This window comes from Larkinella ripae (genome assembly GCF_054780775.1).
On sequence record NZ_BAAGVR010000008.1, the window covers coordinates 373,107 to 397,538 of the forward strand.

20 protein-coding genes are annotated in these 24,432 nt (G+C 51.9%); 13 read left to right on the top strand and 7 right to left on the bottom strand.

All coding sequences use genetic code 11. The annotated features are described in order from the left end of the window. Position 1: 1 nt before the first annotated feature. From ACYVHX_RS06420 to ACYVHX_RS06430, 3 genes are all read left to right on the top strand, one after another. Complete coding sequence (locus tag ACYVHX_RS06420; protein ID WP_460670802.1) at positions 2–439, top strand: hypothetical protein; 438 nt, start codon at positions 2–4, stop codon at positions 437–439. 6 nt (positions 440–445) lie between these two features. Then, a complete protein-coding gene (locus ACYVHX_RS06425; protein ID WP_460670803.1) occupies positions 446–1,522 on the top strand; it encodes an aminotransferase class V-fold PLP-dependent enzyme in 1,077 nt (358 codons plus the stop codon). 135 nt (positions 1,523–1,657) lie between these two features. Next, positions 1,658–2,314, top strand: a complete 657-nt coding sequence (locus ACYVHX_RS06430) for a hypothetical protein (protein WP_460670804.1) — start codon at positions 1,658–1,660, stop codon at positions 2,312–2,314. Positions 2,315–2,362: 48 nt separating this feature from the next. On the opposite strand, the gene ACYVHX_RS06435 is transcribed toward ACYVHX_RS06430, so the two are convergent. Then, a complete protein-coding gene (locus ACYVHX_RS06435) occupies positions 2,363–4,399 on the bottom strand; it encodes a M13 family metallopeptidase (protein WP_460670805.1) in 2,037 nt (678 codons plus the stop codon). Between the two features lie 159 nt (positions 4,400–4,558). On the opposite strand from ACYVHX_RS06435, the gene ACYVHX_RS06440 reads away from it, so the two are divergent. Beyond that, positions 4,559–7,645, top strand: coding sequence for a putative Ig domain-containing protein (locus ACYVHX_RS06440; RefSeq protein ID WP_460670806.1), 3,087 nt, complete (start codon positions 4,559–4,561; stop codon positions 7,643–7,645). A gap of 204 nt (positions 7,646–7,849) precedes the next feature. Here the strand turns inward: ACYVHX_RS06440 and ACYVHX_RS06445 are convergent, their stop codons facing one another. Continuing rightward, positions 7,850–8,083, bottom strand: coding sequence for a hypothetical protein (locus ACYVHX_RS06445; protein ID WP_460670807.1), 234 nt, complete (start codon positions 8,081–8,083; stop codon positions 7,850–7,852). A gap of 324 nt (positions 8,084–8,407) precedes the next feature. Here ACYVHX_RS06445 and ACYVHX_RS06450 point away from each other — a divergent pair, with 324 nt between their 5' ends. The 3 genes from ACYVHX_RS06450 to ACYVHX_RS06460 all read left to right on the top strand — a co-directional run bounded on the left by ACYVHX_RS06450 (position 8,408) and on the right by ACYVHX_RS06460 (position 10,096). Next, a complete protein-coding gene (locus ACYVHX_RS06450; protein ID WP_460670808.1) occupies positions 8,408–8,617 on the top strand; it encodes a hypothetical protein in 210 nt (69 codons plus the stop codon). 179 nt (positions 8,618–8,796) lie between these two features. Next, positions 8,797–9,621: an alpha/beta fold hydrolase gene (locus tag ACYVHX_RS06455; RefSeq protein ID WP_460670809.1), complete on the top strand. Its 825-nt coding sequence runs from the start codon at positions 8,797–8,799 to the stop codon at positions 9,619–9,621. Between the two features lie 49 nt (positions 9,622–9,670). After that, positions 9,671–10,096, top strand: coding sequence for a YybH family protein (locus ACYVHX_RS06460; protein ID WP_460670810.1), 426 nt, complete (start codon positions 9,671–9,673; stop codon positions 10,094–10,096). A 176-nt stretch (positions 10,097–10,272) separates the two neighbouring features. Here ACYVHX_RS06460 and ACYVHX_RS06465 read toward each other — a convergent pair whose 3' ends face one another. Further along, a complete protein-coding gene (locus tag ACYVHX_RS06465) occupies positions 10,273–11,340 on the bottom strand; it encodes a PLP-dependent cysteine synthase family protein (protein WP_460670811.1) in 1,068 nt (355 codons plus the stop codon). Positions 11,341–11,478: 138 nt separating this feature from the next. Then, a complete protein-coding gene (locus ACYVHX_RS06470) occupies positions 11,479–11,604 on the bottom strand; it encodes a hypothetical protein (RefSeq protein ID WP_460670812.1) in 126 nt (41 codons plus the stop codon). A 202-nt stretch (positions 11,605–11,806) separates the two neighbouring features. Between ACYVHX_RS06470 and ACYVHX_RS06475 the strand changes: the two genes are divergently transcribed. Further along, positions 11,807–15,358: a carboxypeptidase-like regulatory domain-containing protein gene (locus tag ACYVHX_RS06475; protein WP_460670813.1), complete on the top strand. Its 3,552-nt coding sequence runs from the start codon at positions 11,807–11,809 to the stop codon at positions 15,356–15,358. Positions 15,359–15,500: 142 nt separating this feature from the next. Then, on the top strand, positions 15,501–15,926 hold the full coding sequence (locus ACYVHX_RS06480; RefSeq protein ID WP_460670814.1) for a nuclear transport factor 2 family protein: 426 nt from the start codon (positions 15,501–15,503) through the stop codon (positions 15,924–15,926). Between the two features lie 269 nt (positions 15,927–16,195). Here ACYVHX_RS06480 and ACYVHX_RS06485 read toward each other — a convergent pair whose 3' ends face one another. The 3 genes from ACYVHX_RS06485 to ACYVHX_RS06495 are packed head-to-tail and all read right to left on the bottom strand — an operon-like array spanning position 16,196 to position 19,701. Next, on the bottom strand, positions 16,196–16,648 hold the full coding sequence (locus ACYVHX_RS06485) for a nuclear transport factor 2 family protein (RefSeq protein ID WP_460670815.1): 453 nt from the start codon (positions 16,646–16,648) through the stop codon (positions 16,196–16,198). A gap of 24 nt (positions 16,649–16,672) precedes the next feature. Further along, on the bottom strand, positions 16,673–19,375 hold the full coding sequence (locus ACYVHX_RS06490; RefSeq protein WP_460670816.1) for an ABC transporter permease: 2,703 nt from the start codon (positions 19,373–19,375) through the stop codon (positions 16,673–16,675). Next, positions 19,363–19,701, bottom strand: coding sequence for a PadR family transcriptional regulator (locus ACYVHX_RS06495; protein WP_460670817.1), 339 nt, complete (start codon positions 19,699–19,701; stop codon positions 19,363–19,365). The genes ACYVHX_RS06490 and ACYVHX_RS06495 overlap by 13 nt, the downstream gene beginning before the upstream one ends. A 927-nt stretch (positions 19,702–20,628) precedes the next feature. Here ACYVHX_RS06495 and ACYVHX_RS06500 point away from each other — a divergent pair. The 4 genes from ACYVHX_RS06500 to ACYVHX_RS06515 all read left to right on the top strand — a co-directional run bounded on the left by ACYVHX_RS06500 (position 20,629) and on the right by ACYVHX_RS06515 (position 24,255). Further along, positions 20,629–21,213: a hypothetical protein gene (locus tag ACYVHX_RS06500; RefSeq protein WP_460670818.1), complete on the top strand. Its 585-nt coding sequence runs from the start codon at positions 20,629–20,631 to the stop codon at positions 21,211–21,213. A gap of 75 nt (positions 21,214–21,288) precedes the next feature. Further along, complete coding sequence (locus tag ACYVHX_RS06505) at positions 21,289–22,845, top strand: hypothetical protein (RefSeq protein ID WP_460670819.1); 1,557 nt, start codon at positions 21,289–21,291, stop codon at positions 22,843–22,845. Between the two features lie 10 nt (positions 22,846–22,855). Next, positions 22,856–23,401 (top strand): 3-coathanger stack domain-containing protein, encoded by a 546-nt coding sequence (locus tag ACYVHX_RS06510; RefSeq protein ID WP_460670820.1) that lies wholly within the window; start codon positions 22,856–22,858, stop codon positions 23,399–23,401. 227 nt (positions 23,402–23,628) lie between these two features. Next, positions 23,629–24,255, top strand: coding sequence for a hypothetical protein (locus ACYVHX_RS06515; protein WP_460670821.1), 627 nt, complete (start codon positions 23,629–23,631; stop codon positions 24,253–24,255). The last annotated feature ends 177 nt before the right edge of the window (positions 24,256–24,432 follow it).

Here is a 24,432-nt window from a genome sequence, read left to right on the forward strand (position 1 = left end):
GATGGGAGAGGGCGTGAAAGCAAAACCGCTGGCGTGGCCCCCTTCAAAGGCGCTGCTGATTGCTTTTACTCCGCTTCTGCTTTTGCTGGCCACGGTTCCCAAACTGTACTCGGTTTTTCAGCGAAAGCAGATCCGGAAAGATCCGGTAATGACCGTTGGCACCCTGTCGCATTTTGAAAGCGTCAGAACCCGGTATCGCCATTTTTACCGCGCGGAGGTGCGGTTTTGGGTCGACGGCCAATCGTATGTGGGAAAAACCCGCTCGTTTCATACGCTGACGGACCAGCAATTGCACGATTTACTGGGCCAGAAGCTGCCGATTCTTTACGAAAAAAGCGAGCCGTCGAACAGTGTCGTGCTCTCAACCGAAGAACAGTTTGGGCACTTTGAGTTTCATTTTCCGGACAGCCTGCGCTGGACAAAGTCGTATTTTTATTGATCAACTATGAAACAAACCTACTTCACCGCCGGACCCGCGGAGTTATATCCGACACTTTACCAGCACTTGCAAACGGCGATGGATGAGCAGATTGGATCGATTTCGCACCGGAGTGCCCGGTTTCGGAGCCTGTACCAGTTTTGCGTCGAACAACTGCGCGAACTGCTCACGATTCCGGAGTCGCACGGGATTTATTTCACCGGTTCGGCTTCCGAAGTGTGGGAACGGATTCTGCTCAACTGCGTCGAACACGAAAGCTTCCACCTGCTGAATGGCTCGTTTTCAAAGAAATTCTGCGAATACGCGACGGCTCTGCACAAGTACACCCACAAGCAGGAAAAACCGTTCGGTGAAGGGTTTGATTACGGCGAAATCCAGGTTCCGGAATACGCCGAACTGATTGCGGTGACGCACAACGAAACCAGTTCGGGCGTGCAGATGCGGACGGTTGATATTCACAAACTGAAACGCAGCAACGCGAAAAAATTGATTGCGGTCGATATGGTATCGTCGGCCCCGTTCCCGGATCTGGACTTTTCGCTGATCGATACGGCGTTTTTTTCGGTGCAGAAAGCGTTCGGAATGCCCGCCGGTCTGGGCGTCTGGATTGCCGGGGACAAATGCCTCGAAAAAGCCGAACTGCTGAAGCACGGCGACCAGCACATTGGCGCGCACCACAACCTGCCGACGCTCTGGAAAAACTTCCGGACGTACGAAACGCCCGCAACGCCCAACGTGCTGTTCATTTACCTGCTGGGCAAAATTGCGCAGGATTTCAACCGGATCGGGATTGAAACCATCCGGAAAGAAACCGAGGAAAAGGCCAAGATGCTGTACAAATTCGTGGAAAGCCACCCGCAGTTTGCGCCCTTTGTGAAAGAAGACCGGCACCGCTCGCGGACGGTGGTGGTGGCCAACACCCAAAAACCGTCGGCCGAAGTCATCAGCAAGGCCAAAGAAGCCGGTCTGGTGATCGGCAGCGGATACGGACAATTCAAGGAAACGCAGGTTCGGATTGCCAACTTTCCGGCCACGAGCGCCGACCAGATCAGCCAGCTGATCGACGTGTTGAGTAAACTATAAAACCGTTGAATGAAAAACCGGGGTGGTTTACGCGGACGTTGTCCGGCGTAAACCGCCCCGGTTTTTGCGGGTATGCCCGTAGAATAACAATTTGGGGGTTGTCAGGTTTAGTACTACGTAACTCAACACCGTCCCATGAAAACGTATTTTCATCAACTGCTTATTCTGTTGACATTTTGTCTGATAACAACCGCCACTGCATACGCCCAGGAAACCGATACGCTGCGACGGGAGTCCCCCGTCATGACGACACCTGACACCCTGCTGCAACGCTCGAAAATGGACCTGGACGATGACGTACCGTATTTTCAGCGACCCGGTTTGCCCTGGTTCCGCCGAAATGCGGCCTTTATTGGCGCAGGACTGGGTTTTGCAACGGGCAAAGGCCAGGGATTGTATACGGCTTTTACGCCCCGGCTGGCCTTTTTCGTTCAGCGCGGACTGGCGGTCGGTTTACGAGGATCTTTTGAACGCCGGGCCAAAACCAGCTACCGGGCCAATTCGGGCGGAGCTTTCGTCAGGTATTATCCGGTGCGGGGTAACTTCTTTGTTTTTGGGGAAGGGGGCTTTAACCTGGGAAAATTCAATTCCAGCGATGTCCAGATCGGCGACCGGCGCGGATTCAGCAGTTTGAACATTGGCCTGGGTCTGGGCGTGAAAGTGCAGGAACAACTCAGTCTGGAACTGCAGTTTGAAAATAATTATTACGATAAAGCCCCGGTCTATGCCGGCAACAACCGGGGGCCGCAACTCAAACTGGCCGCCAACTTTCACATCAGCTCCCGACGCTAACGCATGGCCGGTCGGACGGCACCTGCCCCCCCGACCGGCCATACGGGCTTACCAGACCCGCGTCTGATCGACTTCCGGTTTATACAACTTCTCACCCGGTTTAACATTGAAAGCCCGGTAGAACGGCGCGAAGTTGGTCAGCGGTCCGTTCACCCGGAATTTAGCCGGGGAGTGCGGATCCATCTGGACGCGTACCCGCAGGGCTTCGTCCCGAATGACGGTTCGCCAGACCTGGGCAAAGCCCAGAAAAAACCGCTGGTCGGGCGTAAAACCGTCAATTTTCTCCCCACTTTTTCCCTGATCCGTCAGCTTGAAGGCATCGAAGGCAATGGCCAACCCGCCGAGGTCGGCCAGGTTTTCGCCCAGCGTCAGGCGACCGTTCAGGTTCAGGTTGTTCAAAACCGTGTAGCTGTTATACTGATTGACCACCTGATTGGTTTTGGCCGTAAACTTGTCGGCGTCCGATTTCTGCCACCAGTCGCGGAGGTTGCCTTTGACGTCGTACTGGCGGCCCTGGTCGTCGAAAAGGTGCGTTAATTCGTGGCCAATCACCATGCCGATGCTGCCGTAGTTGATGGCGTCGTCGGCGTCTTTGTCGAAGAACGGAAATTGCAGAATACCGGCCGGGAAAACGATCTCGTTGAAGGAAGGATTGGCATAGGCGTTGACCGTCGGGGGCGTCATGCCCCATTCGCTCCGATCCACCGGTTTTTCAATTTTGCCCATGCTTTCCTGGTTGTCGTGGCTGCGGGCGCGCTGGATGTTGCCAAAATAATCATCCCGTTTTATTTCAACGTCCGAATAATCTTTCCACTTGTCGGGATAGCCGATTTTGTTGGTGATTCCGTCCAGTTTTTCCAGCGCGATTTTCTTTGTTTCCGGCGACATCCAGTCCAGTTTCTCAATCCGGTCACGGTACGCTTTCTGCAAATTGGTAACCAACGTCAGCATGCGTTCTTTGGCTTCGGGAGTGAAGTGTTTTTTCACCCACAACTGGCCCAGCAGTTCGCCCAAATACGCATCCGTGTTGTCAGCGACGCGTTTCCAGCGGTCCGACAGCGCTTTCTGGCCGGACAGAATCCGGCCTTGAAAATCAAATCTGGCGTTTACGAACGGCTTACTCAGCAGCGCGGCATTGTTGTCAATAAAATCAAACGCCAGCAGGTCTTTGATAACGTCGATGGGAGTGGATGCCAGCAACGTGCCAAGCGCCTGGTAATATTCGGGCTGACTCACCAGAACCGTGTCGGTTTTGGCCGTCATGGTCTTCAACAAAGCGGTCCAGTCGATGTTGGGCGTCTGTTTGTTCAGATCGGTTACCGGATATTTGTGGTAGTTTTTGATGGGATCCCGCAGGTCGGCAGCCGCTTTGTGCGATTTCGCCAGCGCCGTTTCGAAAGCGAGAATGCCGTCGGCTTTTTTGCGGGCTGCGGTCGAGTCGACGCCGGTCAGCGTGAAGAGTCTGGTGATGTAAGCCACAAAAGCCGCCCGGACTTTTTTCGTTTCGTCGTCGGTTTTAAAATAATATTCTTTTTCGGGCAGGCTCAGCCCACTCTGCCCGAAATTGATTCGGTTGAGGTCGCTTTTCCGGTCGTCCGGTCCGACGTAAAACCCGATCAGGGCACCTCCGCGGTTGGTTTCATCGGCGGCCAGGTAATTCAAAACCTGCTTGTAATCCTGCAGGGCGGCAATCTTGGCCAGTTCCGGTTTCAGGGGTTCATAGCCTTTCTGCTCGATGGTCACGGTGTCCAGGCCACTGGCGTAGAAATCGCCCACTTTCTGCTCCGTACTGCCTTTTGCGGCTCCGGCAGCCGCGGCTTCCTCCAGAATAGTCCGGGTTTTGTTTTGGTTTTCCTGATACAGGGTGTAAAACGAACCCCAGCCGGTCTGATCGTCAGGGATTTTGGTGGATTTGATCCAGTTGCCGTTGGCGTAGGAAAAGAAGTCGTTGCCGGGCGCCACCGTGGTGTCCATGCCCGATTTGTCGAAAAAGACGGTCCGGGCGGTTTCTTCTTTTTCCGTTTTGCAGGCAGTAAACAGCAGCATGCCGCCGACCGCCAGCAGGAGGGAGTGTACGGGTTTCATACGTGGTTTAGTAGTTGATAAATACTGAAAGCCGTAAAAGTAGTTTTTTTCTTTAATTCTCCATTCACCCGGTTTGGGGGCTTCCGGCCCGGGGCCGGTTTCTGGCGACTGACCGCTTAGTAAATGGCGACCGGCAGGCTGCGGTTTTCCGGAAAAAAGATGGAATTTAGAGCTAATTCCTGCTCGACTCCACCCGAAGAAAAATTGCTGGTGAGCGCTCCGCTGCGGATCGACGGCCCGTTGCCTGCTATCCGTCGTTTTCCGTCCGTTGTTTACTCCCGACTACCCGTTATCGATCCCGACTGGCCGGCGGCCCGGCTGGTTGCTACTTTTGTTAAAACCGATTCTTCACGCACCAAACCGCATTCCTTTTTGATGAAAACTTCTCTACTTTTTTGCAAAACCAGCTGGGGACTCCTCGGCTTTCTGTTGCTAAGCAGCCTGGCTGGTTATGGGCAGACCATTTATTACGTGACCCAGGACGGGGGCGCGGTGATCCAGAACGGATCTTCCTGGGCCACGGCCTACGACAAGAACCAACTCCAGACGGCCATTGATGCCGCCAGCGCGTATTCGCTGGGAAACGGAAATGCGGAAGTGCAGGTCTGGGTCGGCACCGGCTCGTATAAACCGACGACCAGCAGCAACCGCAGCCTTAGTTTTTCGCTGAAAAATAACGTCGTGATTTACGGCGGTTTTGCGGGGTCCGAAAGCCTGTTGAGCGATCGCCCGGCCCTCAGCCTGAGCGCTCCCGCCAGCAGCACGCTCAGTGGCGAAATCGGAGCCGCCGGAACCGCTGACAATTCGTACCATGTCGTTAAAAATACCGATGGGCAGACCACCAGTGCCGTTCTCGACGGATTTGTGATTACCGCCGGAAACGCCGATGGCGCCGGAGAAACCGATATTCTGGGCGGAGGAATGTTGAACCAGAATAGCAGCCCGACGCTGCGTAACATCCGGTTTTCGGCCAATCAGGGAAACCGGGGGGGAGCGATGCACAACGTGGGAGCCGCCGGAGGAAGCAGCAACCCGGTTTTGCTCGATTGCAGCTTTATCGGCAATGCGGGCCATTTAGGGGGAGCCGTTTACAATTTCGCTGACTTTGGCAGTACCTGTAGCCCGATCCTGACCCACTGTAGCTTCAGCCAGAATACCGCCGAAACCGGGGGCGTGTTGTACAACATCATCCAGGCCGGAGGGGTCTGTAGTCCGGTGGTCAACCGCTGTGAGTTCACCGCCAATTCGGCAACCGCCAACAGTGGCGTGATCGCCAACGAAGGCGGGAGCCCGAAAGTTACCAATTGCAGTTTTGTGGGCAATTCGGCGACCAAAGGGGGCGTGGCGTTTAATTACACCGTTCAGACGTTTACGAACTGTAGTTTTCTGGGAAACACGGCCAGCGAAAGCGGGGGCGTATCGTCACAGATTTCAGGCTCCACCACATTTAGAAACTGTATTTTCTGGAACAATGGCGGCAATCAGACCCTCTTCAATGCGGGCACCGCAACCACTACCGCCAACTACAGTTTGTTTGAAGCGTCGGTTGCCAATTATTCCGGAAACGGGAACCTGACGACATCCACGCTGCCTTTTGTGAGCGATACCGATCTGCAACTCACGCCCTGTTCACCGGCCATCAATGCGGGCGATCCGGCCAGTACGGTGGTCATCAGCGGCTCCACCGACCTGGCGGGCAACCCCCGGTTTTATAATGGCGGCCGGATCGATATGGGCGCTTTTGAGTTTCAGGGCGAAACGCCAACTCCTCCGGTCATATCGTCCGGCGGAGAAACCAGCCTGACCGTCGCGCAGGGGTCGGCGCTTACGCTGACCATCACGGGCTGTTCGGGGGGCACGATCAGCTGGCAGGGGACCAACTCGACCAGCGGGGACGAACCGACCATCCATGCGCAGACTTCCGCCGTAGGGACGGTGGTTTATTCGGCAACCTGTACGGTGGGCGGTTGCGCCAGTGCACCGGGTTCGGCGACGGTGACGGTGGTAGGAGCGCCGGTTTCGGGCAGCTTCGACGGGTTTGTGTACGGCGCCGATTGCGGATCTTTTCGGGGCTGGGCCTGGAATCGCAACAAACCCAATGCGGTTGTTTCGGTCGAAATTCTCGACGGATCGACCGTTCTCACCACGCTTCCGGCGGGCGATTTCCGGCAGGATCTGCTCGACAACGGCAAGGGCAACGGACACCACGCCTTTCACTACCCGCTTCCCGCTTCCCTGAAGGACGGCGCCCCCCACAGCCTTTCGGCCCGGGTAAAGGATAGCGGTTTTACCCTGAAAAATTCACCTAAGGCGCTCGTTTGCCAGAACAGCCCTGAACCTCCGGTGGGGAATAAAGCGCCGGTGGCGCCCAGTCCGACGGTTTTGATTGCTCCGCTGGTGGCGCAGGAGAATGTGCCGTTTTCCGGTACGCTGGTGGCTTTCACCGATCCGGAAGGCACCCCGCTGACGTACGCCCTGACCGGACTTCCGGCGGGCTTGAGTCTGGATGCCTCGACGCGGGTCATCAGTGGCACGCCGACCGAAGTGGGGCCGTTTTTACTGACCTACTCCGCCACCGACGTGCCCGGTTCGACGAACAGCGTAAGTTTCAACCTGACGGTGAATCCGGCGGCCACCTCGGGCGTGACGGGCGATTTTGACGGATACCTCGACAAGCTGGACTGTGGCGGAATCCGGGGCTGGGTCTGGGACCGGAAGAAACCCAACACCCCCCTGACCGTGGAGTTTTCCGCCGAAACCAGTCCGGGCAACTACACGGTTTTAGGCAGCACGCTGGCCAATATTTACCGGCAGGATTTGAAAGACGCCAACAAAGGCAACGGCGCCCACGCCTATAATTTTTCACCGTCGGGACTGGTAAGCGGCACCAAAATCCGGGCGCGGGTGCTGGGCAGCAATTTTGAGCTGAAAGGCTCACCAAAAACCTATCAGTGCGCCAGCGCCCGGCTGTCGGCCGAAACCGCCCCGGGCTTGCAGGTGATGGTGTTGGGCAACCCGGTTTCGGGGCCCGAACTGGCCGTGGAAATCCGGGGCGCGGAAGGCCAGCCGTTGCGGCTGCAACTGACGGATGTGCAGGGTCGAACCGTGAGTCTGCGGTCGCTGGAAAAAGCCGAAGCCGTCGAACTGCACCGGTTTGATTTGGGCAGTCGGCACCCCGGTTTGCTGCTTTTACAGGTCAGCACCCCCAGCCACCAGCAAACGACCAGGATTGTAACGAATCGGTAGGTAATCCCAGGCTGCCGGGCAGCCTGGTTTTTTCAGAAGCTAAAATTCACCCAGACGCTTTACATGAAAAGAAAAACCGGATTGTAAAAGGCGGTTTTTAGGGCTATGGCCTAAAAAAAGGGAGCAAACCGATCAGTGAGACTATGTCCCCTGAGCCGGTTTGCTCCCTGCGTATGGATCTGAAGCGTGCTTCAGCAGCGTTGCTTACAAAATACCCAGCAGACCACCGCGGTTGCTGCGGCCGGAATCGAAGCTTTTCGAGCTGGATTCTTTTTCATAAAATAATCCGAAATCCAGACTCAGGCCGGTGCCGAATGAGGTTTTACTGTCGTTGCTTTCGTAGCTAAAGCCATTGCCATACCCACCGCCTACATGCTGAGTCATTTCTGTTTGGGTCAGTTCCTCAACGTGGAGGTCTGTCAGATTCATCGTTTTCATAACGTTGTTAATTAGATGTGAATAAACGCCTACTCGATTATAGCTTTTCGGCTTCCGCTGGTCAAGCACAGGAGTGCCGTTTGACTGATACAAAGGTGGGGGATTTTGGGACACGGGCTGATAACCGGCTTTTATAGCTTCATAGCGAGCGGTTATAAAAAAATAACCGGGCCAAAAATTGGATAAAGACGCGGTGGAAGTCGTCGTGACTGAATTGAAATCAGGTTTATCGAACCCTTTCAAAAACCATCACCGGCCGCGTGGGTTTAAGTAGTGGTCGTCTCACGCAGGATGGCCGGACTACACCAATCAATTTTAGACGCCATGAAATATTCAGTCACCTTCGATATAGAGCAGTCGGTTTTTTACCTGCATACGGATGAAAAACCGCCCTTGACCTTCGACAACCACTTTGCCATCATCGACTATCTTGACCAGCAGGGGCTATCGGAGCCCGCCGGTGATTACGTCTATGATCCGGTCGAAAAGCGGTTTCTTTTTGCCGAGGCCTATGCACTTAAAAAACCGCACTGAATACATGCGACGGTTTTTTCGGGCCGGGCAGGTTGACAAGCTTTAGATTGCCTGGCAACGTTTTCGCCCCAAAGGTGTTCGTCACCTCTTGTCGCATTTAGCCCGATGATTGTCGCATATCCCCTGCCCGTGGCCCGGAATTGTTGCCGAAATTTGTTGTGAACGCTTTCGATGCACCCATGGAAACTCAGAATCAAAAACCGGACGCAAGCGGCTATGCGGCTGTAAACGGCTTAAATATCTACTACGAGGTCTACGGCAGCGGCAAACCCCTGGTCCTGCTGCATGGCTCTTACCTGAATATACCCCTGAACTGGTCGCACCTAATTCCTTTATTGAGTCGGGATCGGAAAGTGATCGTAGCGGAGATGCAGGGCCACGGCCGCACCAGAGACACTGCCCGCGAAATCAGCTACGAGGGGATGGCCGACGATGTATCCGGACTGCTCCGGCACCTGGACATTGATCAGGCCGACGTTCTGGGGTATAGCATGGGGGGCGGCATCGCCTTTCAGATGGCCGTACGCCATCCGGAGCAGGTACGCCGGCTGGTGGTCTTGTCGGCGCCCTACACGCATGACGGCTGGTGGCTCGACGTGGAGGCCAGTTATGCGACGTTTACCCCGGATATGTTCAACGGTACGCCCATCCGGGCGCAATACGAGAGCCTTGGGAACGACCCAGCCCATTTTCCGGCCTTTGTCGAGAAGGTAATCAGCATAGACCTGAAGCCTTATGATTGGTCGGAGGAGGTGAAAAACATCAAAACGCCACTCTTCATGGCGATTGGCGATGCCGACGGCGTGCGCTACGAACATGCTCAGGCCTTGTTCCGGGCCCTGGGCGGTGGGAAAATGGGGGATCTGCACGGGTTGCCCGAATCCCGGCTGGCCATCCTGCCGGGCACCACGCACATCGGCATGCTGCAGCGGACGGACTGGCTGATTCCCATGATCACTGATTTTCTGGATTCAGACCTCAAAGCCGCACCGCCAACGTTCTAAATCGGCGGCCCTTCGTTTTCTTCCTACGCAATACCAAACCAGAATTATTATGAACGCAGAACAGGAAATTCGAGCGATTTACGCAGGCTGGTTCAAAGGCACGGCCGCCAAAGACATTGACGCGGTCATGGCCCATATCGCCGAAAATGTCGTTTCGTACGAACACGACACCCCCTTGCAGTATGTAGGCATTGATGCGGTTCGGGCGGTTTGCCAACACGGGTTTGATTTGTCGGATGGTGACATCCAGTGGGATATTCCGGACCTCCAGATCGTTGTGCGGGACGATATCGCCATCAGCTGGGGTCTCAATCACATGCAGGTGCAGCAGCCCGACGGTACGAAAATAGACGGTTATTCACGCGGGACCCGGATTTTTCAGAAACTAGCGGGGCAGTGGCAGATGATCCACCAGCATGTATCGTATCCGTATGACCTGGAAAGTGGTGAAGCCCGGACGGATCTCAAACCCTAGCAACGAACGGGTGAATCACCCGTTATACCGTTCAGAAAGCGGAACCGGGCGCCCGCCCATTCAGTTGAGGCTTCAGTTTGCCGGTGCGGTTTTTAATGGGGAACCCTTTCTTCCGGTAAAAAACGCACCGGTTTTTTACCGGAAGTAAGGGAAAGGAGTGAGGTTAGGGAATCCCTTCAAAACACCCCTGGCAGGCCGGCTGATAACCGGCTGATCGGGCGAAAATCCGTAAACTCGATACCGGGGGCCACGTAACCCGGTTTGATCGGTTCGTTCCGAACCAGGTCCGTACTCAGGTATTTTTTATAGCTGTCACACAAAACCGTTACCACGCGGGCGTGGGGACCCATTTCCCGTTGGACTTTGATGGCTCCCAGCAGGTTTGCGCCCGACGAAATGCCCACCGCGATGCCCAGTTGCAGGGCCAGTTTCTGGGCGATAACCATCGAATCCCCGTCGCTGACCGGCACCACCTGATCCAACTCGTCCAGATGCAGAATATCGGGGACAAACCCATCAAAATAACCCTGAATCCGGTGCGTCCCCGTTTTATACCCCACCGATAGCGTTGGGGATTCGGCCGCTTCGAGGGGATGAATCCGAATATCCGGTTTACGGGATTTGAGATACCGCCCCACGCCCATCACCGTACCCCCCGTACCGACGCCGGTCACAAAGGCATCGGGTGTTTCATCAACGCTCTGAAGTTGCAGCCAGATTTCCTTGCCCGTGGTCAGACGGTGGGCTTCAGCGTTGTGTTTGTTGGCGAACTGACGGGGCAAAAACACGCGCGGGTCGCAGGCGGCCCATTCTTCCGTGCGTTGAATGGCCCCCATAAAACCGCCTTCTTCCGGGGTGAACAGCTCAATATCGGCACCCAGACTCCGAATGATCGCGATCCGTTCCAGGCTAATACCGACGGGCATAAGAATCGTAACGGGATGGCCCAGCGCCCGACCTATGGCCGCAAAGGCAATGCCCGAACAGCCGCTGCTGGCTTCAACGATGCGGTCGCCCGGTCGGATTGTTCCCTGTCGATAGGCCTGATGCAGGATATGAAGCGCCATGCGGTCTTTCATGCTGCCAGTCAGGTTATACTGCTCGCATTTTACGTACAGCGAACGGGGCAGCCCGTGATGCGTATAGAACAATTCCAGCATGGGCGTATTGCCAACCAAATTCCAGAGCCGTTCAAATTTTTTCTGAACAACGGGTGAGAGGGCGGTTTCTAGTGCTAAAATCATTGAAGTTGAGAGATTTATTCGGAGAAGGAAATGAGAAAATTGGAGACGGGATAATTCGGTTTTCAGACGCAGGCAGGGGCGGATCGCCCTTTGCCAGCGTAGGCAGGCTTTCGGCTAAAGGGTTGAGCGACTATTCTGCTAAGCCCGTGCGGACGCCCATACCATCCGTCCGGTAAGCGGGCCGGAGAACGGAAGCGGTGGCTGGAAAGCCAGCCCGGCAAAAACCGGGTCGACGGACGTTTTGAGCGGAAAATGCAGGTTCATGACAGTGAAAAGTTAGGGTAAACGATCAGTCACAAACCTACGTGAAGCAACCCAAACGGGCGATAACGCCTGTTCCAAATACGACTACGCTCGTTCCAAATTCGGTCAGAAAGGGAGATTCCTTTCTCCTGAACTCTTTCCTGATACCGCGATCGGTATAATTAAGTTGCAGGATTCTTTTTAAGCGGATACCTTACCTGCTATGCGTTGCTCATTTTTCTTTGGCTGGTTAACGGCCGTTCTACTTGTGGGATTGGCCCGGTTGGCTCACGGACAAACGACGGCCGTACTGACCGGCTACGTAACCGATGCCACGACGGGAAAACCCATGCCCCTGGCCAACGTTTACATCAATGGATCAACGCGGGGGGCAATCACCGACGAAAAGGGCTTTTATACCCTGGCCGGTGTGCCACTGGGTACGGTCGAAATTGCCGTTTCATTTGTTGGTTATCAGCCGGCTTCGCAAAAAATCCGATTTGATACTCCGGCCCCGCAAAAAGCTGATTTCCGGCTGAAAGAAAGCGAACAAATGCTGGATGCGGTAACCGTACGGGGCAATCCGAAGAGTTGGGAGCGGCACCTGCGTCAGTTTAAAAAGCAGCTATTTGGCGAACCGTTTGGTGGGCAGTGTGTGCTGGTAAACAGCGAGGTTCTCGATTTTAAAGAAGATAACGGTCATCTGTATGCAACGGCGAATGAACCGTTAATTATTGATAATCAGGCGCTGGGCTACCGGCTGATGTATGCGTTGCAACATTTCGATGCGGCTGCGTCCGGAAATGTTTTTTCGGCGGGTACGGCCCGTTTCGAAGAATTAAAACCCGAGAACGAACGGGTGGCCAACCGGTTTCGGCGCAACCGGCTGGTGGCTTACCAGGGTTCAATCCGGCACTTGCTGGCCAGCCTGATTGATAATACGTTCGGGCAGGCGGGTTTTCTGGTTTATCAGGAAGACGCCACGAAGCCGATCTCCACCGAACGGCGGTCCATTACCCTTGCGGCTGCGGTTAATGACTACAAGCGCCTGCTTCCCATTCAGGCTTCTGCCCTGATTCAACCCGGCCGGTTAGCGACCGAACGCCGATTGGTTTCGCCCCGGAAACTGATCGTATTCTATACGAACGCGGTTTCGGGTTTCTCGCCCTATCCCGATGCCCGTTACGCTTACACGGAAATACGACTGCCGGCTGGTCAGCTGCAAATGACCGTCAATGGGGTTATTACGATGCCGGAAGGGATGGAGGCAAAGGGCTCGATGGCGGACGACCGCTTATCGACGATGTTGCCCGCCGACTGGAAACCCGACGGTAATGAGAAGGAAGCACTGGCAAACAGCGCATTGGCGACACCGGGAAAATTTGCGCCACCCGATGCCGGCCTGGAGCAGATCACGACAGCCTTCAACGAGCGATTCAAGGTGCTGGCTCCCAACGTGTTTGTGCACATCGATAAACCCGTGTACGCCACCGGAGACCGGCTCTGGATGAGTACGTACTTGCTCGACGCGGCTAGTCACCAGCGAGCCGGTGGCGAAACCGCCCTGCAGGTCGACCTGCTTTCTTCGGCGGGCAAGCTTGTGCAACACCAGTGGGTACGGATCGTTGACGGACGGGGTCAGGGCCATTTCCGCCTGTCGGATACCCTCACGACGGGAACCTACCGCCTGCGCGCCTATACCGATGAAGATGATATCCAGCGACGCCCGGCTTTCGAACGCTCGGTGGCGATTTATAATCTGGTTCGGAACGAGGGATCACAACCTACTGACTCGGTTTTTCAACAGGCAGACGTTCAGCTTTTTCCGGAAGGAGGTCGCTGGATTTCGGGATTGCCAGCGCGTCTGGGCGTAAAAGTTGTCCAGCCAAACGGCCAGGGTTTGCCCATCGCGGGACGCATTATCGACGACCTGGGCACTGAAGTCGTTCGTTTCAAAACCAATCAGCAGGGAATGACCCGCGTGTCGATGGAGCCAAAGACGCAGCGGACCTACTACGCCGAGGTAACGTATAACAACCAGCCGCACCGCGTTCCGTTGCCCAAACCCGAAACGGAAGGGCTGTTGCTTTCGGCCGATGCGATCAGCGACACCATCCGCCTGGCGTTGACCCTCCTGAGTTCCAACCGGGCCGGTATTGACTCCGCGTATGTTCTGATTCAACAACACGGTCGGGTGGTGGATGGGCGGAAAATTATCCTGCAAAATGGAGTGGCAAAGGTAAGCCTGCCCCTGATGAGCTGGTTGCCGGGCCTGGCGCAAATCACCCTTTACGATGCCACGGGCAAACCGCAGGCCGAGCGATTGGTTTTTGTGCCCGAATCCAAAGCACCAGTCCGCGTGCGGATGAGTTTCAACAAAAACCGCTACCAGCCCCGCGAGCAGGTTGTTCTGAGCGTCAATCTGACCGATAACGGATCACCGGCGATAGCCGCTTTATCGGCCTCGATCACCGATGCCGGAAAAGTGCCCGACGATTCCGCCAATGCTACGTTGGCGGCTCATTTGCTGCTCACGGGAGAGCTTCGGGGACGGATCGAAAACCCCAACCACTATGTCCTGAATCACTCGGCCGAAACCCGTCAGGCGCTGGACGACCTGCTGCTGACCCAGGGCTGGCGACGGGTCACGGGCACGCCCGCTGCGGATTCGCTCGGTGGCGTGTCGTTCAGGGGCCGTATTTTGAATGCGAAAAATCAACCCATACCCGGCGCGCAGCTTACCGTGGCGTCAACAGCCGCCAGGCAGTCGTTCGTAAAAACGGCGGGGGCTGACGGACAGGGGCGCTTTCGGCTGATGGGGCTGGCCCTGGCCGATACGGTTCAGTTGATGACGCAACTCGCTGATCGGCAGAAACGTATTTTTTCTACGAAGGAAGCCTTTCTGATTCAGGAAGGGCCCGGCCAGCAATGGGAATCCAGTAAACTACCCGTTGCGCCAAGCGGACCGGCCCTGCGGGCCCAATTGGAAGCGGCCCGAATTCGACAGGCAGCAAACACGGATTTTTACCGCGATAAAACGGTGAAGGAATTGGAAGAAGTAACGGTTCGAGCGCGTAAAAAAGAGGAAAGACCCGAGGATATTCAACGGCGTAGTTTGCACAATGAGGCTGATGCCGTGCTGGTGTTTGATGCGAAATCGCCCGTTTACGCGAATCTGTACGAAATGCTCCAGGGACGGCTGGCGGGTGTGACAGTTACGCGGGAAGGAGCCGCGCAGGCGCGTAGCTACAAGGTATTTGTGCGGGGGGTGGGTAGCTTCAAAAGTGGTTTGCAGCCCTTGTATCTGATGGATGGCGTGCCCATTCAGGACCCTGACGGAACCGCTTTGATGCAATTCAATTCGGCGGATATCGAACGCATCGAATTGCTGAAAAATGCGGGGAAAGCCGGTATGTACGGAGTCCGGGGCGGGAACGGCGTTATTGCTTTTTATTCCAAAAGCACCCGTTCGATGCAGGGCGGTACGAAACCCAAAGCGGTCATGACACCGATTCAATTCATCGGTTACCCGTCGGTGCAACGCGAGTTCTACGTACCGCGTTATGATGCGGAAGCAGCCCCCGGCACCGTTTCGGGCTCCGTCGATTACCGGGACGTGTTATACTGGAAACCATTGATGCAAACCGATGGTCAGGGACACAGCCAGCTCCGTTTTCCGCTATCGGACATGGTCCGGACCATGCGCGTGGTAATACAAGGCGTTACGGCTGACGGTCGTCCGGTGCTGGGCGTCCAGTTGGTTCAGGTTCAGTAGGGTGGCGATTATCGGCCCGGGGTGTCGCAGCGGGATTGAGCTATCGTTTTGGAAGTTGTTTCTCGTTTCAACTAGGATTCTAATGAAAAGTAGACTTTTACTGCATAGCCGTTTGTCCAAATTTTACTCTTGGCTCATTGTTATGGCACTTTGTTTTGCAGCCGCTGTACCATCACAGGGTCAATCATTAACGGAAGATGATAAGGTTAAAAAGGTGATTGTTGATACGTTTCAAGCAATTGCTGATTTAAATCTGCCAAAACTGAGGAGCTATTGTCAGGCGGATTTTAGTTTACTGGAAGATGGAGCCGTTTGGAATATCGATTCATTAGAGACACGCCTGAAACCACGAATTGGAACTGACCTTAAACGAATAAATACGATTCATTTTATTCGGGTCACTATAAAAGGGCCAATTGCCTGGGTAAGCTATTACAACTCCGCAGCGATCGCCATGAACGGCAAACAACGGCAGGTTAGATGGCTCGAAAGTGCTGTTCTGGAAAACAACAAGGGGGACTGGAAACTGGCTTTACTTCATTCTACCGTATTAAAACCAGATCAGTAAGCCATCTTCGAGCGGCTGCCATGGCAGTTCAATTTTGGGGTTAAAAAGTTAGCTTTTCCGCGATCAACCCGCTGAGCCAGTTTTCAATGCTGGCATCGGTCCAGGTGCCTATATTCCGTTTTAAAGCGTTGTTGAATGTCAATGTGGCGCTGGATAAAGGTGAAGTATACACCAACGCGATCGGCAGTTTTATTAGTCTTAAAAAAGAGCTGGTAAACACCCGGACAACTGTGATGCAGCCAGTGGTAAATACTCCGTTTTAGAGATCGCTATTTTCTGGCCTGCCCCGATTTTGGTGGGGACTGCCACAGCACGTTGACGATGAGCCAGCGGTCTTTTTCTTTGATTAGATGCAGATAATCGATACCCCATACCGCTGTTACCTTGGCCGTTGCTGTTTTGTCGGCCACTTCAAACACCTCCACCTTCCGGGGTGAGTTGGCATCGGCGCGTTTGCCCTCTTTATTCCATACTTTTGCCAGGCGCACCAGAGCCGGAAACGGCATTTCCAGCTGCTTTGAATAACCGTCCGCTTTTTGATCGAACAGAAACCCCCGTTTCTGGAGGGTTGGGTGCACACTTTGGTAAGCCAGCGATGTATCGGCCTGATAAAAGGTGTCGATGTAATTGAAACAGGCCTGCCGGACCCGGGCGACCTCGTTCTCAGGAGAGGATTGGGCGAAAGCGCGGGTAAGAACAAAGAACGCGAGTAGTAGTTTCATAACTTTTCAGAAAAGGGAATAAGGTTATTCGCTGCGCAGGCTTTTGACGGGATTCACCAACGCGGCTTTGATGCTTTGAAAACTGACCGTGAGCAGGGCAATACCCAGGGCCAGCAGGCCGGCCAGGGCAAAAACCCACCATTCGATGGCAATGTGGTAGGCGAAATTCTGTAACCATTGCGTCATCGCATACCAGGCAATGGGACTGGCGATGAGAATGGCAAGGCCGACCGGTTTGAGAAAATCACCCGACAGAAGGCCCACGATACTACCGACGGATGCGCCCAGGACTTTTCGGACTCCGATTTCTTTCGTGCGCTGCTGGGCCGAAAAAGAGGCCAGGCCAAACAAACCCAGGCAAGCGATAAAAATCGCTAAGCCCGCGAAAATACTCAACAGCGTTTGCTGACGCAGGTCTGTCTGGTACATCTGATCGAACTTCTGATCTAAAAAATGGTACTCAAATGGATAAGCGGGCTGCGTTTTGGCGTACAACTGCCGGATGGTTTCAACGCTTTTCTCCAGATTGCCGGGTTTCAGCCTGATCAAAGCGGCCCGCCGGTCGTCATTGGGCGCAATCACCAACGGCTCAATGGCTTCTTTCAGAGACAGAAAATTAAAATCTTCGACCACTCCAATGATGCTCCGCCGGGTGCTGTCCCGTAAGGTATTCTTTAGCCACTTGCCAATAGCCTGGTCCGGCGTCCAGCCCAGCCGGGCCGCGGCCGTTCGGTTAATCAGAGCCGCATAGGCAGTATCGGTGGGAAACTGGGGTGAAAAGTTCCGGCCCGCAACCAGTTTCAAACCCAGCGTTTTCACGTAATCGAAATCGGCAAATTCCGTTCGGGCTCGCCATCGATGAGGATGCGCTTCGACGTCAAACATCAGCCCATCGAAAAAACCGCCCGGCTCGCCCGACATCATCGAAACCGCTTCCACCCCGCTTTGAGCCAGCAGTTCCCCTTTGTGATGTCGGATGAACGTATAGATGTCGTCATTATCAATGGGAATGACCAGCGTTTGTGCTTTATTATACCCCAGCTGTTTGTTTTTGAGGTAGCTCATTTGCCGGGTACCGATGGCGGTGCCCAGCATGAGGAGGATCGAAATGCTGAACTGCACCACCACCAGGACCTGCCTCAGGGAAATACCGCCTTTGCCCAGCCGTAATTTGCCTTTCAGGGCCTGAATGGGTGAAAAGGCCACCAGAACAAACGCGGGATAGCTCCCCGATAGAAAACCGGCGATCAGGACAATGCCGGCCAGAAACAGACCGATCGGCCCGGCATACCCGGTCAGATTCACCGAATAGCCCAGCAGCTGTTTGTAAAAAGGTAAAACCAGCGCCAGCAAGCCGACCGAGAGCAGGCACGAGAAAGCCGTCAGCAGCAGAGATTCGCCAATGAACTGCCACACCAGGTGCCCTTTGATGGCCCCGAGCACTTTCCGGACGCCAATTTCTTTCGATCGCTCGACGGCCCGAACCGTCGACAGGTTCATGAAATTGATGCAGGCCACCAGGAGAATCAGAATGGCAATCGACAGAAAGATGTAGACCACCTGTTTGTCGCCATGTTTGACACTATCAAAGGCGGCCTGTTCAAAGTAAATCTCCCGTAACGGGGTGAGCGATAGGGTAAAGTCGAAGCCAGATTCTATCATGATTTGTCCCATATGCTTCGCCATAAAGCGCGGAAAATTGCGCTCGATCTGTTCTTCGCTCACCCCTGGAGCCAGCTGCACATAGGTGTAAATGCCGTTGTTGATCCAGCCGGTCATGTATCCCCGGTCTTTGTAGTTTTCCAGCGGGATCACCACGTCAAAATCCAAATGAGAATTGGCGGGTACGTCCTGGGCAATTCCCGTAACTTTTAGCGGCAGGTTTTTGTCAACTTCAACAATTTTTCCCATGGCTCTGTCGCTACTTCCAAAGTATTTTCGGGCGGTTGACTCGGTGAGTACGATACTCGCCGGTTCAAGCAATACCGAGGCCGGATCGCCTTTGAGCAGAGGAAAGGAGAAGAAGGTGAAAAAAGTAGGGTCAACATCGATAATTTTGCGCTCATGAAACGATTTATCCCCCGCCGTGAGTAATGCATCGGTCGGGTTCACCCGGATCGCCTGGGTAATTTGCCCTTTAAAATCGGTCAGTAATGCCGGTGCATAGGGACCCGACAGGTACGAGACGGCTCTGACCTGGCCCTCATTGCCGACCCCCCGCATGACGCGAAAAATGGATTCTCCCTTTTTGTGGAAACTGTCGACGCTAAACTCATTCATGATGAACAGAAAGATCATCAGACACACGGTGATCCCCGTAGACAATCCCAGCAGGTTGATACCTGAAAAAACCTTGTTTCGAGTCAGATTGCGAAAGGCGATTTTAATATAGTTGCGAATCATAGTCGGATGTAACATAAAAAGGGTTCGGGCCTCAACCCGGCGTTCTGGTTGAGAATACTGCTCTTTTTGTTGGTGTCTGGACCAGCTAAAGGGCCTGATCAACCGCAGGACCGAAAGGGTATAGTGCCAGCGAGCTCTTCTGACACCGACGGTTTTCACCCAGTAGGCATACATCTCCAGCAGATCACCCTGGAGCTCGTCTTCCAGACCGGGCGGGCTAAACCGGCTGAGTAACCAGTCGTTCGGGATGCCGCACCACCACCGGGGCGGCCGCTGATCCGGAGGGCCCGGTAGTCTGCCCTCATCGTTGACTAAGCGCCCCATAGCTGTAGCACCGGGGTTGGAATCTGCTCCCACAATTGACTGCGCACCTGCCGGCACTCAATTAGCGCCCGCTGACCCGCTGCTGTGACGGTGAACAGGCGCTTCTGACGTCCTCCCCGCTCGGTGGTGGCGCCACCCATCTGGGAAGAAACAAAACCCTTCTCCTGGAGTCGTTGCAGGGTGGTGTGGACGGTGGGAAAGCTGATGTTGCGGGCCATTTGCTGGTCAATAGTTTGGGTAATCGAGGCACAATAAGCCTGCTCCTGCAGCGCGGCAACTGTGAGCAGGACGACTTCTTCGAGTTCACCTAAAAAAGCTCGTTTCATGGCGAGGATTCATGGAGCGGTCCTAAGAAGGCCGCAATTAGTATAGCTTTTGTCGTACAAATAGCCGGCCAAAATTCTCGAATCAGCCTGGAGGCTTCAGCAGAGCATTTTTTGCAAACTGAAAATTGTGAAATTGTCCAGAAATGGACAGATTCGGTTCAGAATCGGACACCAATGAATACAATGGCTAAGCGTTCTGACGAATAACAGTACGGCGACCTGGTTTGACAAAGCGCAATTCATCCCGCTCGTTCGCCCGGTGCTAGGTCTGGCGACTGATGCGAATCTGGTGGGCTGTTTCGTCGATGGTCAGATATTCCTGCGCCTTCAGGTCTTCAATGGGTTTGGGATTTAATTTGCTCCAACCGCTTATTGCTGCTTTCCACCTTCTCGGACCGCTTACGGGCTTTATGGGAACGCTTGGCGCAATTGTCACTGCATGTTCTGGACCCGGTTTTTAGGCTTTAAACGCTTGCTACACTGCTCCAAAATTTGGTTAATCCGTCAATTAGAACTCATGGGTCAGCAATTACCTGAGTGTGCCAGCAAATCGGTATATGCCATACTTTCGCCTAAGAAACAGGCTCTATGAAAAAGCCCCTCATATAGAGATTTACAGCGAGAAAGTAAAGAAATGCAAAAAGTATATCGAGTATGCTTACTTCCCGATACAGAAAGTAATAAAGAAATATAAGTAACTGAAATTTAATATTTTATGAAGATTTGTTTTGGTTGAGGTACAAATAAGGTACTAATTAGCCTTCTTCATTTTTTTAAGAAATATTTTTGTAGGAATAAGCTCCACAGCTTTTGAATTATGAATCTAGTTAGATTAAGATTAGAAAAATCTAAAAAAGGGTGTTTTTCCCATTGTTTATTTTATACAAGATAAACTACCTTTTGTGCTTTCAATCATGTTCATATATTATGAAAGCACATTTATTCTGCATCCTCTATTTGGTAGGCAATTTCGCTTTTGGTCAGATAGAAAGCCCTCTTCCATCATCAATTGATAGTGTAATAGTCAGTCAGATACAGAATCAGGCTCAAAAATCAAACGTATATGAGTTAAGAAGTGGTGCTAGACTAGCCACCTTTCAGGTCATGACATTAACACCTGTAAGTATTAATAGTGGGACCGCTAATTTCAGTGGCCTTCAGTTTCAACAATTAAAAAGTTCTTCTCCTGCCACTGCTGCAAATGGCAAAGTTTTATCAGTTGATGCGAATGGAAATATAATCTTAGTGCCGGCAACTGTGGTTCAAGTGAACTCAATATGGGTACCTGCAATTCAGTATCTCAAAGGCTATCAATTTCTTAGTAACCCATGCTCTTACTCTTGCGATGCTGACAAAGGGTGGGTTCCCGCCGCAACCCCTGATGGATATACATGTAAGCGATCTAATAACATTCCTGGTCGATCAATTACTGGTGAGTATAACTCTATTACTGGTACTGGAACATATCTGTGTGATGGAGCGCCATTGATGCAATGCTATTGCATTCGTTAAGTAGGATTTTTTAGCAAAATGGAATACTAAATTATAGATACCCAACCTCAAGCCCATTATATAAAACTATCTACAATGAGAAAAATCTTAGTGTTTTTTATATGCTTATGTATAGTTTATTATAGCCACGCGCAAAATATACAGCTTCCGGCAGGTATTCCTTTAACAGTAGAAGGGGATTTGAATCTATCACCAGGGAGGTCTATAAAGCTTAATAATATTAATTTTCTTAGGTCACCTGGTACTGCGAATACTTTTGTTGGACAGCTGGCTGGCTCAATAAACCAAACCGGGAGCCATAATACGTTTGTCGGCGATGTTGCTGGAGTTAGTAATACCACCGCTATGGCGAATGTCTTCATTGGCCATGCTGCTGGATACGCCAATAATACAGGCGCTGATAATACCTTTATTGGCACTCAAGCAGGTGGCCTTAATACCAGCGGAAGATCTAATGTCTTTCTAGGTAAAGCTGCCGGATTTAACAACAAAGCATCCGGTTTTAACACTTTTGTTGGTTATGCGGCCGGATTTACTAATGCTGCAGGACAATACAATAGTTATTTAGGTGAAATGGCTGGATATTATAATACAGATGGAGGATCTAATGTCTTTTTAGGCCGGGCAGCAGGCTATGCAAACACAACTGGTTCTGAAAATACGTATGTTGGAACTCAAGCAGGCAATGTAAACACTATTGGAAATTTTAATACTGTTGTTGGACGTTTAGCGGGTGCGGCAAACGTATCTGGAAGTTCCAACACCTTCCTAGGTTACAAAGCTGATGCAACAGGTGTAAACAAGGCGAATCTAACAAATGCAACTGCCATTGGGGCCAATACCTTCGTTTCTGTAAGTAATGCGGTTGTTTTAGGTAACAATGCAAATATTGGTATTGGGACGGATGCACCAGCGGCTAGGCTCCATGTAGTGAGTGGCGTTGCTAACCAATCAGGGTTACGACTTAGCAATCTCACTAGCATGTCTCCTGCCGCTCTGAAAAGTCAAACGAAATTTTTGGCAGTGGATAATAATGGAAATGTCGTAATGGCTAGTATCAATAACAGCTCCAGAGTGGCTGCAGATACTAGCAATAATTTTTTCTGGAGGCAGAAGGAGAGTCATATTATAAATGGTAATAAAGGAGGGGTAATAATTGGATCAGACACCCAAACACCTGAAGGATATAAACTATACGTTTCAGATGGCATTTTGACCGAGAAGGTGGTAGTTGCCCTTAAAAACACCAATGAATGGCGAGACAATGTTTTTGCCTCTGGCTATCCAATTAAAAAGCTGTCTGAAGTAGAGCAGTTCATCCAAAGGTATAAACATCTTCCCAATTTACCTTCCGCTGAGGAAATGGTAAGACATGGCCTTGATGTTGCCCAAATCACTGCTCAGTTAGTTGAAACCATAGAAGTTCAAACATTATACTCAATAGAGCAGGAAAAGCGTATTGAGCAGCAGAACCTCAAAATACAAAATCTGGAGAAAAAGCTCCAGGTTGTTCTTAACCACATCCAGCAGCGCCCGTCAAAATCGATAGGCATCAATCAGAAAGTGGTTCGGCATAAAAAACCACACGCTTCTCAAAAGTTGTCCTCTACTATAATGCATAACGGTAACTAGCCAGATTCATATGAAAAGTTATCTACTTTTTGGCACTCTTTTGTTTCTTGCTGATCTAGTACATGCCCAACAAAATGACAAATACCATGAAATCACACAAAATATACTGGAAGGAAAAACTAGTGTGAAGCAAGTAAATGATTTCTTAATAGCAACCAATACGATCTATATAGGTGGAAGTGCGTATTATAAGGCTGGCCAAGCTATCACATTGAAGCCTGGATTTGCTGCTCGAAAAGGGGCAAATCTTCGAGCTACAATTGCCGCTCCGAGCCTATTATTGGGATTTGAAAAGGTAAATTCATTAACTGTAGAAGCTTTTCCGCTTCCGTTTTCTGATGCCATTACTATAGAGTATTATCTTCCTGCTGCCATCACTACCAGACATATAATTACTGACATAAGCGGTAAAGTATTTAAATCATGGGTGAGCGAGAAACCGGAGATAACAGGAGCCCATAAAATTCGAGTTGAGGCAGACTCCTGGAGTCAAGGAATATATTTCTATCAAATAATATCAGAAATGGGGAGTAAAACCATCCGTCTACTGAAATAGATTTCAACTCACCTCCGCTGTAATAGCCCAGCTTTAGAGCCAGGGCAAGACCTATACCGAGACAACCGATCAATTGAACCATGATGGATTTGTGACCTCCACCGGCAAATAGTTATTTGCCATGCAGGTTACATTAAAATTTTATCGGAATGCCGCTTAATACTTTATAAAGCTTCAACTTGTGCTCTATTATTTGTTTTGAGATTTTAGCGCAAACGTAAACTTTCATGAATCTAACTCTCGAGGCCTTGCAGAAACTTAATGAGCGATCGCGGTCAATCAATTCTGCAGAACTATATCTTACAAACTTCATTGAAAATCAACTCTATAAGGGATTAAGCCCTGAATATGTGTCTTCCTTAGCGGATGCTCTTTTTGCCGCATATCTCAAATGGAAGGAAGAAGAGTTCATATACATAAACGCGGAAACCACTAGACTGGTAGGGCCTACACAATCACCTTCTCCAGAGTCTGAGAGAAGAGAGCTACTCTATAAGCTGAGTACAAAGATAAAAGATGGTGAGATGCTCGATTTTGAAGGAGCGACGGCGGCTTATTATCAAGAAGGAGATGATTTAGATCTTGAATTTGATTTTACTTTATATACGTCTTTTCATACTGCTTATAAAATTAAGAATAAGCTATTTGTGTATTGTTTAGACGAATCTGAAGATGAAAACGATCAATGGCGTAAGGTTTTGGCAGAGGAGTTGGAAAATAATGAATTGTCTGATCTACTCAATACAATAAATGTATATGAACCAAAACCTGAACCTATTGGGAAACAGTCCTATGCAGTTATATCGAAGCAAATACAAGAGCGGCTGGGCTTTGTCAGCAGGAGCACTATTTAGTGCCTTAGTGGCCTTTGACCTTAGCCCAAATCTTGGACAGTCAAAGTTGGAGAATCGGGCTTATATTGATCTTGGCCCAAATTCCGGACAGTGGTTAATTTGAGGACCGGACGTTCATGATCTTGGCCCAAATTCCGGACAGTGGTTAATTTGAGGACCGGACGTTCATTTATTCAT

Coding starts and splice junctions, on each gene's coding strand:
- ACYVHX_RS06515 (WP_460670821.1), top strand. CDS start 23,629: ATGAATCTAACTCTCGAGGCCTTGCAGAAACTTAATGAGCGATCGCGG.
- ACYVHX_RS06450 (WP_460670808.1), top strand. CDS start 8,408: ATGAAATATTCAGTCACCTTCGATATAGAGCAGTCGGTTTTTTACCTG.
- ACYVHX_RS06470 (WP_460670812.1), bottom strand. CDS start 11,604: ATGAACCTGCATTTTCCGCTCAAAACGTCCGTCGACCCGGTTTTTGCC.
- ACYVHX_RS06490 (WP_460670816.1), bottom strand. CDS start 19,375: ATGGGGCGCTTAGTCAACGATGAGGGCAGACTACCGGGCCCTCCGGAT.
- ACYVHX_RS06480 (WP_460670814.1), top strand. CDS start 15,501: ATGGCACTTTGTTTTGCAGCCGCTGTACCATCACAGGGTCAATCATTA.
- ACYVHX_RS06485 (WP_460670815.1), bottom strand. CDS start 16,648: ATGAAACTACTACTCGCGTTCTTTGTTCTTACCCGCGCTTTCGCCCAA.
- ACYVHX_RS06455 (WP_460670809.1), top strand. CDS start 8,797: ATGGAAACTCAGAATCAAAAACCGGACGCAAGCGGCTATGCGGCTGTA.
- ACYVHX_RS06500 (WP_460670818.1), top strand. CDS start 20,629: ATGAAAGCACATTTATTCTGCATCCTCTATTTGGTAGGCAATTTCGCT.
- ACYVHX_RS06475 (WP_460670813.1), top strand. CDS start 11,807: ATGCGTTGCTCATTTTTCTTTGGCTGGTTAACGGCCGTTCTACTTGTG.
- ACYVHX_RS06430 (WP_460670804.1), top strand. CDS start 1,658: ATGAAAACGTATTTTCATCAACTGCTTATTCTGTTGACATTTTGTCTG.
- ACYVHX_RS06465 (WP_460670811.1), bottom strand. CDS start 11,340: ATGATTTTAGCACTAGAAACCGCCCTCTCACCCGTTGTTCAGAAAAAA.
- ACYVHX_RS06510 (WP_460670820.1), top strand. CDS start 22,856: ATGAAAAGTTATCTACTTTTTGGCACTCTTTTGTTTCTTGCTGATCTA.
- ACYVHX_RS06425 (WP_460670803.1), top strand. CDS start 446: ATGAAACAAACCTACTTCACCGCCGGACCCGCGGAGTTATATCCGACA.
- ACYVHX_RS06505 (WP_460670819.1), top strand. CDS start 21,289: ATGAGAAAAATCTTAGTGTTTTTTATATGCTTATGTATAGTTTATTAT.
- ACYVHX_RS06445 (WP_460670807.1), bottom strand. CDS start 8,083: ATGAAAACGATGAATCTGACAGACCTCCACGTTGAGGAACTGACCCAA.
- ACYVHX_RS06495 (WP_460670817.1), bottom strand. CDS start 19,701: ATGAAACGAGCTTTTTTAGGTGAACTCGAAGAAGTCGTCCTGCTCACA.
- ACYVHX_RS06435 (WP_460670805.1), bottom strand. CDS start 4,399: ATGAAACCCGTACACTCCCTCCTGCTGGCGGTCGGCGGCATGCTGCTG.
- ACYVHX_RS06460 (WP_460670810.1), top strand. CDS start 9,671: ATGAACGCAGAACAGGAAATTCGAGCGATTTACGCAGGCTGGTTCAAA.
- ACYVHX_RS06440 (WP_460670806.1), top strand. CDS start 4,559: ATGGAATTTAGAGCTAATTCCTGCTCGACTCCACCCGAAGAAAAATTG.
- ACYVHX_RS06420 (WP_460670802.1), top strand. CDS start 2: ATGGGAGAGGGCGTGAAAGCAAAACCGCTGGCGTGGCCCCCTTCAAAG.